This is a genomic window from Nonomuraea sp. NPDC004702, from assembly GCF_053601695.1.
The window spans coordinates 1-16,097 of the sequence record NZ_JBSGCE010000002.1 but is presented as its reverse complement, the minus strand read 5'-3'; the positions used below and the strand labels follow the sequence as shown (position 1 = coordinate 16,097).

The window sequence follows — 16,097 nt, the reverse complement described above, 5'->3', positions numbered from 1 at the left end:
GCGTCCTGCCTCGTGCGTTGCCCCGGCCACCGAGTGGCGGGAATCGGTCTACCTGGCTTCCGGGGCGGCCGTGGCCTCGCCGTTCATCTCCGAGCCCGGGAACCCGAGGGCCCCGAGGAAGAACGCCTCCCACCGCACCGAGACGCTGACCGTCACCTGCTGCTGCTGGACCGAGCAGGAGCCGCGGGCCACGCCGTCGCCGCCCTGGGCCGCGACGATCTCGTCGGCCCTGGCGCAGACCTGGCCCTCGTCCAGCAGGGCGACCTCGCCGCCGGTGCGCAGGCGGTCGACGTCGATCTCGTCCGCGCCCGCCCGCGCGGCCTGCTCGGCGACGTCGGCGGCGCGCAGCCGGGCGTTGATCGCCGCGCCGCCGTCGACCAGCAGCCCGGCCAGGAGGAACGCCACGACCGAGAAGAGCACGGTGAAGACCGACATGGACCCCCGCTCCCCCGCCTTCACGGCTCCCTCCTGACGAGCTGCTCAAGGGGCACCACGGCGGTGCCCGTCAGCCGCTTGGTGCCGCCGAACCCCAGGAAGCCGAGGTCGAGCTCGCAGGTCACCTCCGCCTGCACCTGGCCGCCCGCCTCCCAGGTGGATCCGTCCAGGTTCACCGTGCTGGCGCCGCACTTGTCGTCCAGCGCGGTCTTGGCGGTGCTCTCCGCCGCGGCGCCGGCGTCGTCGAAACTCCGCTGCACGGACGCGGCCCGCGCGGCGTCCCTGGCCGCGCCGTTGACCCGCCCCTGCGTCTCCACCAGCACCCCCGCCCCGACCAGGAACATGAGGAACAACAGGAAGACGGGGGCGAGCATCACCGTCTCCACGGCCATCGAGCCGCGCTCGCCCGGCTTCATCGGCAGTCATCACCGCCGTTGTCGGGACGGAAGCACTCGATCGGCCCGCCCGCGGTCGCCGTGATCGTGAAGGTGAGCGGCGGCAGCAGCGGCACGACCTGCACGGCGCTGCCCGTGACCGTGACGAAGCGCTGGTCGGGGTCGCGCTCGGAGGTGGTGGCCGCGGCGTTCTCCAGCAGCCGCGGGCCGACCGCCTTGACGATGTCGGTGGCCTTCGCCGTGGCCGCGCCCTGCCAGTCGCCCGAGTCGAACGGCGCCGACCTGGCCACCCGCGCGCCTTCCCTGGCCGCCGCCTCGGCGATCTGGCGACCGTGGAACCAGAGCGCGACCTGCACGACGAGGAGCGCGACCGCGAGGATGACCGGCATCAGCAACGCCAGCTCGATCACGGTCGCGCCCCGCTCACGAGTCTCCGCCACCACCGCCGCCGCCACCGCCGAACGTGCCCTGGATCTCGCTGGACTTCTGCTCGACCAGGGTCTTGATCAGCGTGGCCAGCCCGAGCGCGACGCCCGCGATGATGGCCGTGATGATCACCCATTCGACGGCGGAGGCGCCCCTGCTGGGCGCGGTGCGGGCGCGCTGGATCCGCACCCCCAGGTAGGCGGTGAGATAGACGATCCAGGGATGGTTCATCAGGCCCCCAACATCTTCATCGCGGCGGGAAAACTGAGAAAGATCACGAAACCGGCGCACAGGAGGAGCTGGGCCACGAGCATCGACTGCGAACGTTCGCCCGCGCGTCCCTCGATCTCGGCGAGTTCGCGCCGGCGCAGGGTGGCGGCCCTGGCGGTGAGCGAGGCGCGCACCTTGGCGCCGTCGTCGGCCACCAGGCCGAGCGCGGCCGACAGGTCGCGCAGCTCGTCGACGTTGATCTCCTCGCCGAGCTGGCCGAGCGCCTGCCACGGGGTGATGCCGACGATCCGGGCGCCGCCGAGCGCGTCGCGGATGCGGCCCATCGCCCAGTTGGGCTGCTCGCCGCTGACCGACACGGCCATCATCAGCGCCTCGGGCACGCCGCGCCCGCCCGCCAGGTTCATCGAGACCAGGTCGAGGAAGGCGCCCACGACGTGCCGGAAGTCGCGTCGCATGGCCGCGGCCTCCTTGCGGATCTGCAGGTCGGGCAGGAAGAAGAAGAGCAGCGCCACGAGCACGGCCGACCAGAACGGCACCGTGAACGACACGCCCCACCCCATGAGCGCCAGCCAGCCGAGCAGGATCGGGAAGGCCAGCAGGCCGCTCGCGGCGAGCAGCACCTTGGTGGCCAGGAACGCCTCGAACGAGCGTCCGAGCAGGGCCAGGTCGGACTTGACCGAGCGGGCCTCCCAGCCGCGGGCGCCGTAGAGGCGGGCCAGGCGGGCGCCGAGGCCGCGGCGGAACGCGCTGACCTCCTCGTCGGGCAGCAGGAGCTGGATGCGCGGGGCGTCGGCGTCCTCGCGGACGGCGTCGAGCGCCAGCAGCCGCGCCACGAGCCCGGGACGGGCCGGGAACAACGCGCGTACCAGCACGAACAGGCCGAGGCCGAGCACCGCCCCGGCCAGCACGCCCTCAACCATGGCCGCCTCCCCCCATCAGCAGCCGGGTGGGCTTGTCGAACCTGGCCAGCCGCCGCATCCACGCGAACCCGGCGCCGAACAGGCCGCCGACGACCACGAGCACGGCCTGGCCGAGGGTGGAGCCGTACTCGCTGACGTAGGCGGGGTTGAACAGGATGAGCAGCCCGGCGAAGACGAGTGCCGTGATCACCACGATCTGCACGCTGCGCCTGGTCGAGCGGCGTTCGGCCTCGACGCGGCGGCGCATGTCGAGCTCTTCGCGGGCCGAGACGGCGAGCGCGCCGAGCACGTCGCGCAGGCCGGGGCCGCGCAGCCGGGAGTTGAGGATGAGCGCGGCGATCACCAGGTCGGCCGAGGGGTCGTCGAGCTCGTCGGCGAAGCGGGACAGCGCCTCCGGCAGCGCCATCCTGGTGTGCAGGCGGTCGACCATGGCCCGCAGGTGGGGCCGGAGCGTCGGCGCGGCGGCCCTGATCGAGGACGGGATGGCCTGCTCCAGCCCGGCCGCCCCGGCGATGGTGTCGCGCAGCGACTCGGTCCAGGCGGCCAGCCCTTCCAGGCGGCGCATGGCGGCGCGTTCCTCGGCCGCGCCGCCGGACAGGCCGCGCCAGGCGAACACCAGCAGCACCGTGCCCACCGCCATGACGGGCCAGCCCGTGACCACCAGGACCAGGCCGGCGGCCACCGCGGCGACGGCGGTGCGGGTGGTCAGCATCTTGACGAGCGGCCGTCTGGGCTGGGACGGGCGGCGGCGCAGGCCGTACAGGGCGAGGAAGAACAGGAAGAGGCCGCCGCCGGCGGCCGCGCCCGCCACCATCGCGAGCGGGTCGAGGTCGAACGCCATCCTCACCAGCCTCCCGGGTTGTAGCCGTGGGCGACGAGCTCCTCCAGGCACGAGACCGGCGCGTGCGGGACGGCCGTGCCGTCGGGACCGGGCACGAACACCTCGCTCGACAACACGCGGCCGTCGCAGCCGTTGACCTCGCGGATGCTGGAGACGTAACGGCGCAGGGTGCCGCCGACGTGGTAGTCGTTGCGCTTCTCGATGAAGACGACGAAGTCGATCGCGCCCGCGATGAGCATGTGGGTGGCGTCGATGGGCAGGCGCTCGCCGGCCTGCAGGGCGTAGGTGGCGATGCGGTTGAAGACCTCCATGCTGGAGTTGGCGTGGATCGTCGACAACGAGCCGTCGTTGCCCTGGGTCATCGCGTTGAGCATGGTGACGATCTCGTCGCCCAGCACCTCGCCGACGATGACGCGGCTGGGGTTCATCCGCAGCGAGCGCCTGACCAGCTCGGCCATGGAGATCTCGCCCTGGCCCTCGGAGTTGGGCAGGCGCTGCTCGAAGGCGACGACGTTGGGGTGGAGCTCGGGGAACTGGTCGAGGCCCAGCTCAAGGGCGCGTTCGACGGTGATCAGGCGCTCGCTGGGCGGGATCTCGTTGGCCAGCGCCCGCAGCAGGGTGGTCTTGCCGGCGTTGGTGGACCCGGCGATCATGAGGTTCTTGCGGGCGGCGACGGCGGCCGTCAGGAACCTCCCGACCTCCGGGCTGATCGTGCCGTTGCCGGTCAGGTCGGACAGGAAGACCTTGCCGAGGCGGGAGCGGCGGATCGACACTGCCGGGCGCACGGTGACGTCCATGACCGCGCTCAGCCGGGAGCCGTCGGGCAGCCGCAGGTCGAGCTGGGGGTTGGCGGTGTCGAACGGCCTGCTGGACAGCCCCGAGTACGCCGCCAGGATCTGGATCAGCTCGACCAGCTCGTCGTCGGACTCGGCGACCGGGTCCTGCATGAGCTCCTGGCCGTCGGCGTAGCTGACGAACACACGGTCGCAGCCGTTGATGTCGATGTTCTCGACCTCGGGGTCGTCGAGCAGCGGCTGGAGTCGGCCCACGCCGAACAGCGCGGCGTGGATGCCGGCCGCCAGGGCCTCCTCCTCCTCGATGGTGGGCGGCGTACGGCCGAGGCCGATCTCGTTGCGCGCGTGCTCCTCCAGCACCTGCGAGATCAGCGCCCTGGCGAACTGGCGCTCGTCCTCGCCGGACATCGGCGGGACGCCGCTCGCCTGGTCGATCCGGCGCTGCTGGGCCAGCCGGTCGCCGACCTCCTGGCGGAAACGTTTGACGAGCGAGTGGTCGATCATCGGTGGCTCACCAGCCTCGCGGCGAGGTCCCGGGCCGTGCGGATGAGCAGGGACCGGTCGAGCCGGCCGCCCCACTGCCCGCGCAGCAGCTCGGCGCCCTTGGCGTCGTGGGCCAGCCCGTGGACGAACTGGACGATGGGCCCGACGATCCTGCGCACGTCTTCGATCGAGGCCCGGTAGTTGCGCGGGTCGGCGATCACGACGACGCCGTGCGCCTTGGTGATCTGGAGGCGTTCGCGCAGGTGGGCGACGTGGTCGAGGGTCGCCCTGGTGAGCAGGAGCACCTGCTCGGCCTCGGCGAGGAGGTCGGCGATCTGCGGATGGGAGCCCAGGCGGCCGCAGTCGGCGATCACGTCGGCGTCGGGGATGGCGGCCAGCGACCTGCCCAGCGGGCCCCAGAGCCAGGTGAGCCCGGCCGCCTGCTCGCCGTGGGTGAGCCCGGCCAGCACGTCGAGCCCGCCGATGATCTTCTGCGTGTGCTGGTGGATCTGGGCGGGTTCGAGGCCCCTGCGGGCGGTCGCGCCGAGCGTGAGCAGGCCCTTGCCCGGGTTGAGCACGCCGCCGTCGGCGGCGGGCAGCCGGTAGGCGAGGTCACCGCCGGCCGGGTCGCACTCGGCCAGCAGCACGGGCCGCGGCCACACCGCCGCGAGGGCGGTGGCCGCGGTGGTCACGCCGGGCGCGCCCTTGTCGGCGGCCAGAACGATCAGCGCCACGTCAGCGCGCTCCCGGGAGCTCGGCCACCGCGATCTCTCCGCTGGAGGCATAGGCGAGTATTTGCGGTGAGTCCGACGAATCGACGATCACGGTGATCTGCCCGGAATTACCGCCGGTCCGGTTCTTGTCGCCCGTGCTGAACACGAGCGCGCTCTCGGCCAGTACGCGACTTTGCCCCTGAGCCGTCCGGTTCGGCACGTACACGACCTGGACGCGGTCGCCCTGTTGAATGCCGGCGGGCATTTGGCCGGGTTTGAGGGCGAGTCCGACGGTCGCCTTTCCCGGGCCCAGTTCGTCGCTGGCCTTGCTGCCCATCTGGTTGGTCAGCAGGGTGCCCGGCAGGATCGTGACCGCGGCGAAGCTCTTGGTCACCTCCGACCGCCGGGACCAGGGGACGTAGTCGACGCCCGCGTCCGAGGCGATCTTCACCTCTTCGAGCATGCCGTCCACGAACTTCTGGCCCGCGCCGACCTGCTGGGTGATCCTGATGGCGGAGACGCGGTCGCCGCTGCGCAGCACGAGCAGCGTGGTGGCCAGCGCTCCGCCGAGTATGAGCAGGACCGCCAGCGCGGCGAGGGCCGGCTTGCGTTCGCGTGGGGGCACGGGGAGCTTGCGCGAGGCCGGGCCGGACAACCCCGCCGCCGCGTTGTCGGCGACAGGTTTTTCACTGGTCCTCATGGGTGGGGGGCTCCCATTGTGAAATGCGGAATTCACGCCCATTATGTGGGGCGCCCGGGTGGGGCGTGGGCGGAATGCGAGGACCCATGCTTGTTTCGCAGGTGGCGCGATGTCAACCCGGAATAATCGATGCCTATTCTCTCTACCAAGTTGACGAATACCGATTTATCGGCATGCTGGTCACAGTTTTATCTTCAGTCGCATTAATCACAACTTTTTCAGGCTTGATCGTGACGCTGGGCGCGCGAGTTATCCACAGAACCGCGTTCTCATGCCGGTGGCGTCAACCGGGACACCTACTCTCGCTTCTGGCGCTACCTTGGCGCCCGAGGTCGAGCGAGGAGACGGCACATGCGGATCATGCTCACCGTGCTCGGCGAGCAGGGCGACCGTGACGTCGTGATCGACGGCGACGGCGGCGCCACGGTGGCCGGGGTGACCGAGGCGCTGAGCGGGCGCACGTCCATGGCGAAGGTCGTCCACCTGCCGCGGACGCGGGCGCCCTACGGCCTGGCGCCCGAGGCCGGGGGGCGGGGCGGGGCCGAGGGGCGCATCCCCCGTCCGCGCGTCCCCGATCGGCTCGACGTCCCCGCCGACGTGCCCGGCGATTCCGGCGCGCTGCTCTGGCGTGACGGGCGTCCGCTCGATCCGCGGGCGCCGGCGGCGGCCGTCCTGCGCGACGGCGACAAGGTCACGCTCGACCCGCGCCTGGCCCGCGCCACCGTGGTCGAGGAGCCCGGCGGGGTGGCCGAGATCCGCGTGATCGGCGGCCCGGCGGCGGGGGCCGTCCACCGGCTGGGGCTGGGCGTGCACGTCATCGGGTCCGACCCGACCTGCGCGATGGCCGTCGCCGATCCCCTCCTGGCCGCCGAGGCCGTCGCCGTGCGCGTGACGCCTGACGCGATCACCGTCGAACGGGCGCACCGGCAGAGCTCCGAGCAGCCCTCCAGGCTGAAGCTGAAGGGGCGGTGGGCCGAGGAGGTGGCCGAGCTGACCGCGCGGGTCGCCGAGCGGGAGGCGGCCGAGTTCGCCGCCGAGCAGGGCGACATGCCCGAGCTCGACGGCAGGGCGCTCACCGGGCCCGCCGAGTGGCCCGACCAGGCGGTGCTGACCTGCGGGTCCTCGGTGTTCGTGCTCACCTCCATCGAGCCCAAGGACGCCCACCTCGCGCCCAGGGGCGAGGCCGGGCTCGCCTACAACCGGCCGCCCAGGCTGCGCCGTCCCGAGCCGGAGCGCAGGTTCGTCAAGCCCAAGGAGCCGACCAGGTCCGAGGGCATGCGGCTGCAGTTGCTGGCCGCGCTCCTGCCCGCCGTGCTCGGCGTGACGCTGGCGTTCGCCCTGCACGCCCCCTACTACCTGCTCGTCGCCCTGATGACGCCGATCATCATGATCGGCCAATGGGTCAGCGACCGCCGCCACGGCAGGAAGAAGCACAAGCAGGCGCTCAAGGAGTTCGGCGAACGCGTCCGGGCCTACGACGAGGAGGTCGAGCGGGCCAGGGCCGCCGACGAGGCCGCGCGCAGGTCCGACGCGCCCGACCCGGCCCAGGTCCTGCTCACGGCGACCGGGCCGCGCAGGCGTCTGTGGGAGCGCCGCATCCACGACGCCGACTCCCTGCGGCTGCGCGTCGGCCTCGCCGACCTGCCCGCCAACCTCGACCTGTCGGAGGAGCAGGGCGGTCCGATCGAGCCGCCGCTCTGCCGCGCCGTGCCCGTGGCGCTGGCCATGCGCCGGCTCGGCGTCGCGGGCGTCACCGGCCCGCGCGGGGCCGCGACCAGCCTGGCCGGCTGGCTGATCGCCCAGGCCGCCACCCTGCACAGCCCGCGCGACCTGGCCATCGTGGTCGTGTCCGCGCGCGCCGACGGCGAACGCCGCTGGGGCTGGACGCGCTGGCTGCCGCACTGCGCCCCGCGTGCGGGCGAAGACTGCGTGGCCCTGGTCGGCACCGACCCCGAGTCGGCCGCCCGCCGCGTCGCCGAGCTGGCCGCGCTCATCGACGAACGCCAGAACACCGCCATCCCCGAGTTCGGCAAGATCCCCACAGGCTGGGACGATCTGGGCGGCCCCGAGAAGCCCAGCTTCTCCTCCTACGACGTCCGTCCGCACGACGTCCTGGTGATCCTCGACGGCGCCCAGATCCTGCGCGGCCTGCCCAACATGCCCCAGGTCCTGCGGCAGGGCCCCCGGTCCGGGGTGTTCACCCTCGCCATCGACGACGACCAGCGGCTGCTGCCCGAGGAGTGCCAGACGGTGGCGGCCTGCGGCTCCGACGGACTCGTCCGCCTGCTCGGCGGCGGTCTCGACGTGATCGGGCCGGTGCTGGGCGACCTGGTCTCGGCCGCCTGGTGCGACCGGCTGGCCAGGGCCCTGTCCCCCATCCGCGACGTGAGCCGGGACGATCCGTCGGGCAACCTGCCCGGAGCCGTCCGCCTGCTCGACCTGATGGGCATGCCCGACCCGTCCGGCAAGGAGCTGGCCGGCCGGTGGCGGGCCCGTGGCACCACCGAGGCGCTGATCGGCGTCGGCCCCGACGGCCCGTTCTCGGTCGACCTCAAGCTCGACGGCCCCCACGGGCTGATCGCCGGCACCACCGGCGCGGGCAAGTCCGAGCTGCTGCAGACGCTGATCTGCTCGCTGGCGGTGGCCAACCGGCCCGACCAGCTCACGTTCGTGCTGATCGACTACAAGGGCGGCGCGGCCTTCAAGGAGTGCGTACGCCTGCCGCACACCGTCGGCATGGTCAGCGACCTCGACGGGCACCTGACCCAGCGGGCCCTCGACTCGCTGGCGGCCGAGATCCGGCGCAGGGAACGCCTGCTGCTGGCGGCGGGCGCCAAGGACATCGACGACTACGCCGGCCAGGCCCCCATGCCGCGCCTGGTGCTGATCATCGACGAGTTCGCCGCGCTGGTGGCCGAGCTGCCCGACTTCGTGGCCGGCCTGGTGGACATCGCGCGGCGGGGCCGTTCGCTGGGCATCCACCTGATCCTGGCCACCCAGCGGCCGGCCGGCGTGGTCACGGCCGACATCCAGGCCAACACCTCGCTGCGGATCGCGCTGCGGGTGACCGAGCCCGCCGAGTCCACCGACGTCATCGACCTGCCCGACGCGGCTGCGATCTCCAAGTCCACCCCCGGCCGGTGTTACGTGCGGTCGGGGGTGGGGGCGGCGATCGCCGTACAGACGGCCCGGGTGGGCGGGCGCAGCCCCGCGCGTGTTCCGTCCGCCGGGGGGCCGGCCGGGCGGGTGCGGGTGCTCGACGTCGACTGGCGCTCGCTCGGCAGGCCGCTTCCGCCGCCTCCGGAGCCGGCCGAGGAGTCGGCGGTCACCGATCTGGGCCTGGTCGCGGACGCGCTCGTCGAGGCTGGCCGGTTGGCGGGCGTCCCGGCCCAGCCGAGCCCGTGGCTCGACCCCCTGCCCACCCACCTGGTGCTCGACCTGCCCGCCGCCACGCCGGTGCCCGCCTCGTCGGAGGGCTCGCTCGGAGCCGGGCACGCCGGTCCCGCGTCGCCGTACGAGGGGGCTGGGGTGCCGGAAGGTGCGGCTGGGGTGGCGTACGAGGGGGCCGGCGGCGGGTTCGAGGAGGTGGCGCCGTTGGCGTTCGGGGTGACCGACCGTCCGTGGCGGCAGGATCGTTGCCCGCTGGCGCTCGACCTGGCCAACGGCGGCCACCTGCTGATCGCGGGCGCCCCGCGCAGCGGCCGCTCGACGGCGTTGCGGACGATCGCCGGCGCCATCGCGGCCCGGACGTCGCCCGCCGACGTGCACGTCCATGCGGTGGACTGCGGCTCGGGCGCGCTGCTGCCTGTCATGGCGATGCCCCACTGCGGCGCCGTCGTCACCCGCGACCAGATCGAACGGGTGGAGCGGCTGCTCGGCCGGCTGCGCGCCGAGGTGGGCCGCCGCCAGCAACTGCTGGCCGAGGCGGGCCACGCCTCGCTCGCCGAATACCGCCAGGCCGGTCACCGCCTGCCGTGGCTGGTGTTCATGCTCGACCGCTGGGAGGGCTTCGTCGCCGCGTTCGAGAGCTACGACTACGGCCGCCTGATCGAAGCCCTGCTCCAGCTCCTGCGCGAGGGCCCGGCGGTGGGGTTGCGCGCGGTGGTCACCAGCGACCGGTCCGGCCTGCTCGGCCAGGTCTCGACGGTCTTCGACGACCGCCTGCTGCTGCGCCTGTCCGACACGGCCGACTACGGGCTGGCCGGGTTCCCGCTCAAGGGGCTGCCCGCGTCCATGCCTCCGGGCCGTGCCCTGTCGCTGGGCGAGCACGGCATCACCGAACACCACATCGCCCTCCTCTCCGCCGACCCCGCGGGCCCCGCCCAGGTCGCCGCCCTCCAGGCCCTGGCCCGCAGCGCGAGCCCGCAGGCCGCCGGGCGTGGGGGGCGCCCCGGGGAGGGCGAACAGCCGCTGCGCGTCGACGCGCTGCCGATGCGGGTCACCGCGTCCCAGACGATGGACCTCGATCCGGCGTTCACTCCGCCGTCCCCGCTGTGGGCGCTGGTCGGGGCGGGTGGGGACGCGCTCACCCCGCTCGGCGTCGACCTGCTGGCTCACGGGCCGGGCGCGGTGATCGCGGGGCCGTCGCGGTCGGGGCGGTCGTCCGTCCTGGTGACGGCGGCGCGGTCGCTCATCGCCGCGGGCACGCCGGTCGTCGCCGTCGCCCCCAGACGAAGCCCGCTGCGCGACCTGGCGGACGCGGTGGCCGTGCTCGACGGGAACGCCGCCGACCTCGCCGAACTGGTCGCCGACCTGGGCCAGTACGTCGTGGTCGTGGACGACGCCGAACTGGTCAACCCCGACTCACCGCTGGGCACGTCCCTGGAGGAGGTGCTCCGCTCGGGCAGGGACGGCGATCACGGCCTGCTGATCGCCGGCTCCACCGGTGACCTGGCGGTCGCCTATCGCGGGTTCGTGGCCGAGACCCGCAAGTCCCGTACGGGCGTGCTGCTGTCGGTCCAGGGCCCGACCGACGGCGACCTGTTCAGCATCCGCCTGCCCCGCGGGGCCGGCGGCGGCCCTCCTGGCCGCGGCCTCCTGGTCACCACCGGCAACATCACCCCCATCCAAACAGCCCTCCCCGACACCCCCTGACCCACCGCCCAACCTCCCTCCGCGAGCCGCCCGAGCCACTCAGCCGTAGCCACCCGACCCATCCCATGTCGCCCCCCTTGAGGCACCGCACGGGTCCGGGCGGCCTGGACATGGCATCCGGGTCAGGCTCGTCGGACGGGAGGGTGTACGCGCCTGCCCACCCCCAACCAGCGTTTCCGGTTCCCAGCGCGTGGGAGCCCTTCGGTGGCCCTTGTCTGGCGTCCAGGGTCGGGCTCGTCGGACAGGGAGAGGGGGTCAGGCCCACGCCACCGCGGCCGGTCGGCCTCCCTGGGGCCGGATGCGTGCGGGCGGCGGCGTTGTGGGGTCAGGAGTCGTCGGCGGGGAGGGTGTACATGCGGACGTACAGGGGGCGGGCGTCGGGTGGGGCCTCGTCCGCGGGGTGGCTGTATTTCAGGAGCAGGGCCACGTAGGTGTCGTGGAACTCCCTGAGCTCGTCCTTGGTCATGCGGGCGAGGCCCCGGGAGCCCTTGACCCAGTCTGGGTCGGTCTGGAAGGCGGCGGGGAGGCGGTCCAGCAGGGCGCGGTCCTCCTCCAGCCCGATCCGGTGGAACTCGATCAAGACCGCCTGATCCTCCGGCCCGAGGTCGCCGGGCTCGGGGAGGCGGATGTCCCGGGGGAGTTCGGCGCGGCGCCACCAGCGTTCGCGGCCGGAGGAGCGTTCGGGGATCTCCTCGATGAAGCCGTACTTCTCCAGTTGGCGCAGGTGGTAGCTGGTGGTGCCGGTCTTGGCGCCGAGCAGCTCGCCGAGGGTGGTGGAGGTGGCTGGGCCGTGGATGTTCAGGTGGGTCAGCATGCGGCGGCGCATGGGATGGGCCAGGGCCTTGAGCCGGTCGGGATCGTGGAGCACCAGGGGCTCGTCGTCCTTCATGAGGAGCAGGCTAGTCCTTGAGGACGATATCTGCAGACATGTCTTTGCCGAGATGTCTCTGCAGACTACTGTCGGCGATATGCGGAACCTCTTCACGGCCTCTGCCGCCGTCTCCTTAAGCGCCGTCGCCGGCGTCGTGTTATGGCTCAGTACGCCCGGACTGGGTCGTGCCGCCCCCGCCGCCGACGTCACCTCGAACGCCGCAACGACGGCCGATCGCGGCCAGAAGGCTGCAATGACCGGTGAAGGACGGCGCGGCGCTGGGGCCGGGGCGGTCGAGCCCGATCGCGCGGGACCGGCAGTTCCGGGCGGCCTGGCGGTTCCCGGCGGCCTCGCCGTACCCGGCGGCCTGGCGGTTGCCGGGGACCTGGCGGCTCTCGGTGGCCAGGCGGCTGTGGGTGGCCAGGCGGCTCCCGGTGGCCTTGCGGTTCCGGGTGACCTGACGGTCCATGAGGTGACGTTCCGCGGCAGCGGCGGGCTGGAGCTGCACGGCAGCGTTATCAGCCCGTCGGCCAGCGCGATCAGCTCCTCAAACGCCGGCAGCGCGGCCCAGTCCGGAGGCACAGCACAGGTCGGCGGTACAGCCGGGGTCGGGGGTTCAGCACAGGTCGGGAGTGCGCCCCAGGTCGGAGGCACAGCGCAGGCCGGAGGCAGCACCCAGGCCGGGGGTCCAGCACAGGTCGGAGGCACAGCACAGGTCGGCAGTGCGCCCCAGGTCGGAGGCACAGCGCAGGCCGGAGGCAGCACCCAGGCCGAGGGTCCAGCACAGGTCGGAGGCACAGCACAGGTCGAGAGTGCGCCCCAAGTCGGAGGCACAGCGCAGGCCGGAGGCAGCACCCAGGCCGGGGGTCCAGCACAGGTCGGAGGCACAGCACAGGTCGGGAGTACGCCCCAAGTCGGAGGCACAGCGCAGGCCGGAGGCAGCACCCAGGCCGAGGGTCCAGCCCAAGTCGGAGGTACAGCCCGAGTCAGAGGTACAGCACAGGTCGGGGCTAAGGGGCAGCCCGGAGACATGGCCCAGGTCGGGGGCGCGTCCCAGGCCGGGCGCGCGGCGGGGCAGAGCCTGAGCGGCGAGGCGGGGCAAGGCCGGGACGGCGCGGCCGGGCAAGGCCGGGACGGCGCGGCCGGGCAAGGCCGGGACGGCGCGGCCGGGCAAGGCCGGGAGGACCTCGCCGGGGTGGGCGCGAGCGGTGGGGGTGGGCGGGCTGGGGTTGTGTTGGTGCATGGGGCGGGGACGGGGACGTCTCGGGAGAAGTTGCTGGGTGAGGCCGTCGCCTTCGCCCGGCAGGGCCTGACCGTGCTGATCTACGACAAGCGCTCGGTGAACTATTCGCTGTTCCATCGGTCGTACGCGCAACTGGCCGACGACGCGCTCGGCGCGGTCGCGACGCTGCGCAAGGAGCCCGGGGTCGATCCCGGCAAGGTCGGCATCTGGGGGCTCAGCGAGGGCGGGTGGGTGGCGCCGCTCGCCGCCTCCAAGTCCAAGGACATCGCGTTCGTGGTGGTGGTCGGGGCCAACGCGTTGCAGCCTCTGCGGCAGCAGACGTGGGCCGTGGCGGCCGGGTTGCGCAAGGCGGGGGTCGGCGGGTCGCTGGTCGAGCATGCCGAGCCGAAGCTGTATCGGGTGATCGCGGACGGGGACATGTTCCCCGAGCCCTACTACGATCCCGAGCCGGTCCTGGCCGCGGTGCGGCAGCCGGTGCTGGCGATCTGGGGCGTGCACGACCTGCTGACCCCGCCTCGCGAGACGCCGCCGATCTTCCGCGCGGCGTTGGAGAAGGGCGGCAACAGGCGGTACACGTTCCGGTTCTTCGAGAAGGCCGATCACGCGGCTCATGTGACCCCGGACGGCGGCGTCACGCGTCTGCCCGAGCTCGCTCCCGGTTACGCCGAGCTGGTGGGCGGCTGGGTCGCGAAGGCGACCTCGGGGCGGGCTCCGGTCGCGGAGGTGTCGGGGCCCGCGCCCGTCCAGGCGGAGGACTCCGTCGGGACGCCGCCCCCAGCGTGGTGGGAGTCGGCCCTCGCGCAGACGGCGGTCCTGGCGCTGTTCCTGGCCGGGTTCGCCGGATATCCGGCGGTCGCCGTGGTCCGGCGGATCCGGGGCCGCCGCGCGGCCCGGCCCACGCCGACCAAAGAAACGACAGCCGCCCAAGCCACGCCGACCAAAGAAGCGAGAGGGGTCCGCGGCACGCCGACCGCGGAAACGGCAGCGGTCCGGGCCACGTCGGCCAAAGAAGCGGCAGCGGCCCGGGCCACGTCGGCCAAAGAAACAACAGCGGCCTGGGCCACGTCGGCCAAAGAAACGGCAGGCGCCCACGCCACGCCGACCGCGGAAACGGCGGCGGGCCGGGGCACGTCGGCCAAGGGGACGGCGGCGGCTCGGGTGGTCAGCACCGGAGGGCTCGTGGCGGCGCTGGGCGGGTTCGCCTACCTGTTCTACCTGATGTCCACCGGCGGAAAGCTGGCCGCGCCCGGTCCGATGCTCCTCGGCAGGCCGCTCGTCTGGCTGGCGCTGCAGGCCGTCGCGGTGGCCACCGTCGTGGCGACGGCGCCGGCAGCGCGCACGTGGCGGCGGGAACGCGCGACCGGCGAGCGGGTACGGCTGGGCCTGCTCGTCGCGGCGGGTGTGGCCTTCGTTCCGTGGGCGTTCTATTGGGGTTTGCTACTTCCGTAGGGGTTCATGACACAAGAGCGTTCTATGCTGATCCCTGGGATACGGGAGAGGTGAGATGCAGACCCGGAAGGACCTCTACCAGGCTCATCGGCTGATGCAGCAGCGCCTGGGCATGGCGTTGCTGCAGGCTGAGCCCGATGTACCGGAGACGCCCATGCGGCGGCACAACGTGGCGATGTTCTGCGGCGTGCTCGTGGGCGTGCTCATCGCGGCGGTGTTCGGGATCTGGGGGCTGCTCAAGCCCGGCGGGGCGACGAACCTCACCGAGGCCGGCCAGCTCCTGGTCGAGGAGGAGACGGGCGCCACCTACGTCTACAGCCAGGAGCAGGGGCGGCTGCTGCCGACCGCCAACTACGTCTCGGCGCTGCTGCTGCTCGACGCGACCGACTTCAAGGTGCGCAACGTCTCCGCCGCGTCGCTGGCGACGCTGCCGCGCGGGCCGCTGGTGGGCATCGCGGGCGCGCCGGACAGCCTTCCGGCCCGCGAGAAACTGGTGAAGGGCCCGTGGTCGGCGTGCGTGACCGAGCCGGCGCAGGCCGCCGGGGCGCGGGGGCCGTACGTCACGCTGGTGGGCGGACAGGACGTCGGCGGGACGCCCGTGGGCGGCGACGCGCTGGTCGTCACGGACGGCCAGCAGGGCTGGGTGGTCTGGAACGACCGGCGCATGAAGGTCACCGAGACGGGTGTGCGCGCGCTCAACGCCCATCCCAGAAGAGTGCCCTCGACCTGGATCAACGCGATCCCTCCCGGCCCCGACTTCATGCCGCCGCCCATCACCGGCCTGGGCCGGCGCGCCGTCGCCCCCGGGGGCGGCAAGGGGGCGGTCGGTCAGGTCTACACCGTGAAGGGCATGGGCGGGGCTCCCGAGCGCTGGTACGTGCTGCTCGCCGACGGGCTCGCCCCCGTCAACCTCACCCAGGCGACGCTGCTGCTCGCCGACCCGAGGACCAAGGCCGCGTACGGCAGGCGCGCCGCCGTCCCGCTCGAGATCGACGCCGCCACCGCGAACGGCCGGACCTCCCGCCAGACCCTCACGGTCGGCGGCCTGCCGACGAGCCTGCCCAGAACGGTCACGTCCTCGGCGGCGCTGTGCGCGGTGTACGCCGACACGCAGAACGGCTCAGCGCAGGCGAAGATCACGGTCGGCGCGACGATGACCATCCCCGTGCCCACGTCCCGGAGCGACCAGGAGCACTTCGACCAGGTGCTGCTGCCCGCCGGCGGCGCGGCCCTGGGCGGCCTGCTGCCCGGGGACGGCCAGAAGGCGTTCGTGCAGACCTACTTCCTGCTCACCGACCAGGGCAGGAGGTTCCCGCTGCAGACCGGGGACCAGATCAACAAGCTGGGGTACGGCGCCGAGGACGTCACGCCGGTGCCCTACAACCTCGTCCACCTGATCCCGGAGGGCCCCGCGCTCGACCCGACGGCGGCCCCGCCACCGAACCCGAGCTCTACGTCCAGGTCCTCGTCATCGACCAACGCCACGCAGGACGGACCTGGAG

At 73.1% G+C, this 16,097-nt stretch carries 14 protein-coding genes; 3 read left to right on the top strand and 11 right to left on the bottom strand.

Features of this window, described 5'->3' with window-relative positions; translation table 11 throughout:
- Positions 1-48: 48 nt before the first annotated feature.
- Genes ACWEJ6_RS02690 through ACWEJ6_RS02650 form a run of 9 tightly spaced genes read right to left on the bottom strand, consistent with a single transcriptional unit; the run spans position 49 to position 5,938 of the window.
- Positions 49-459 (bottom strand): TadE/TadG family type IV pilus assembly protein, encoded by a 411-nt coding sequence (locus tag ACWEJ6_RS02690; protein WP_452420759.1) that lies wholly within the window; start codon positions 457-459, stop codon positions 49-51.
- Positions 456-851 (bottom strand): TadE family protein, encoded by a 396-nt coding sequence (locus tag ACWEJ6_RS02685; protein ID WP_387668947.1) that lies wholly within the window; start codon positions 849-851, stop codon positions 456-458. The genes ACWEJ6_RS02690 and ACWEJ6_RS02685 overlap by 4 nt, the downstream gene beginning before the upstream one ends.
- A complete protein-coding gene (locus ACWEJ6_RS02680) occupies positions 848-1,270 on the bottom strand; it encodes a TadE family protein (protein WP_357969999.1) in 423 nt (140 codons plus the stop codon). The genes ACWEJ6_RS02685 and ACWEJ6_RS02680 overlap by 4 nt, the downstream gene beginning before the upstream one ends.
- The gene (locus tag ACWEJ6_RS02675; protein ID WP_357969997.1) at positions 1,254-1,487 is read right to left on the bottom strand and encodes a hypothetical protein; all 234 of its coding nucleotides are present in this window, start codon (positions 1,485-1,487) and stop codon (positions 1,254-1,256) included. Before ACWEJ6_RS02675 ends, ACWEJ6_RS02680 begins: the two co-directional genes overlap by 17 nt.
- Positions 1,487-2,407 (bottom strand): type II secretion system F family protein, encoded by a 921-nt coding sequence (locus ACWEJ6_RS02670; RefSeq protein ID WP_358282519.1) that lies wholly within the window; start codon positions 2,405-2,407, stop codon positions 1,487-1,489. The genes ACWEJ6_RS02675 and ACWEJ6_RS02670 overlap by 1 nt, the downstream gene beginning before the upstream one ends.
- Positions 2,400-3,248, bottom strand: coding sequence for a type II secretion system F family protein (locus ACWEJ6_RS02665; RefSeq protein WP_352325815.1), 849 nt, complete (start codon positions 3,246-3,248; stop codon positions 2,400-2,402). The genes ACWEJ6_RS02670 and ACWEJ6_RS02665 overlap by 8 nt, the downstream gene beginning before the upstream one ends.
- Positions 3,249-3,250: 2 nt before the next feature.
- Positions 3,251-4,546, bottom strand: a complete 1,296-nt coding sequence (locus tag ACWEJ6_RS02660; RefSeq protein ID WP_397165348.1) for a CpaF family protein — start codon at positions 4,544-4,546, stop codon at positions 3,251-3,253.
- A complete protein-coding gene (locus ACWEJ6_RS02655) occupies positions 4,543-5,259 on the bottom strand; it encodes a hypothetical protein (protein ID WP_357969990.1) in 717 nt (238 codons plus the stop codon). Before ACWEJ6_RS02655 ends, ACWEJ6_RS02660 begins: the two co-directional genes overlap by 4 nt.
- A gap of 1 nt (position 5,260) precedes the next feature.
- Positions 5,261-5,938, bottom strand: coding sequence for a hypothetical protein (locus ACWEJ6_RS02650; RefSeq protein WP_452420755.1), 678 nt, complete (start codon positions 5,936-5,938; stop codon positions 5,261-5,263).
- A 351-nt stretch (positions 5,939-6,289) separates the two neighbouring features.
- Here ACWEJ6_RS02650 and ACWEJ6_RS02645 point away from each other — a divergent pair, with 351 nt between their 5' ends.
- A complete protein-coding gene (locus tag ACWEJ6_RS02645; protein ID WP_452420753.1) occupies positions 6,290-11,032 on the top strand; it encodes an FtsK/SpoIIIE domain-containing protein in 4,743 nt (1,580 codons plus the stop codon).
- A 325-nt stretch (positions 11,033-11,357) separates the two neighbouring features.
- On the opposite strand, the gene ACWEJ6_RS02640 is transcribed toward ACWEJ6_RS02645, so the two are convergent.
- Together ACWEJ6_RS02640 and ACWEJ6_RS02635 are read right to left on the bottom strand one after the other, a co-directional pair.
- On the bottom strand, positions 11,358-11,921 hold the full coding sequence (locus ACWEJ6_RS02640) for an ArsR/SmtB family transcription factor (protein WP_452420751.1): 564 nt from the start codon (positions 11,919-11,921) through the stop codon (positions 11,358-11,360).
- A 139-nt stretch (positions 11,922-12,060) separates the two neighbouring features.
- Complete coding sequence (locus ACWEJ6_RS02635) at positions 12,061-12,372, bottom strand: hypothetical protein (RefSeq protein WP_452420749.1); 312 nt, start codon at positions 12,370-12,372, stop codon at positions 12,061-12,063.
- A gap of 561 nt (positions 12,373-12,933) precedes the next feature.
- Here ACWEJ6_RS02635 and ACWEJ6_RS02630 point away from each other — a divergent pair.
- Both ACWEJ6_RS02630 and eccB read left to right on the top strand, forming a co-directional pair.
- Complete coding sequence (locus ACWEJ6_RS02630) at positions 12,934-14,595, top strand: alpha/beta hydrolase family protein (RefSeq protein ID WP_452420747.1); 1,662 nt, start codon at positions 12,934-12,936, stop codon at positions 14,593-14,595.
- Between the two features lie 55 nt (positions 14,596-14,650).
- On the top strand, positions 14,651-16,097 hold a 1,447-nt coding region (gene eccB / locus ACWEJ6_RS02625), incomplete at its 3' end, for a type VII secretion protein EccB (protein ID WP_452420745.1).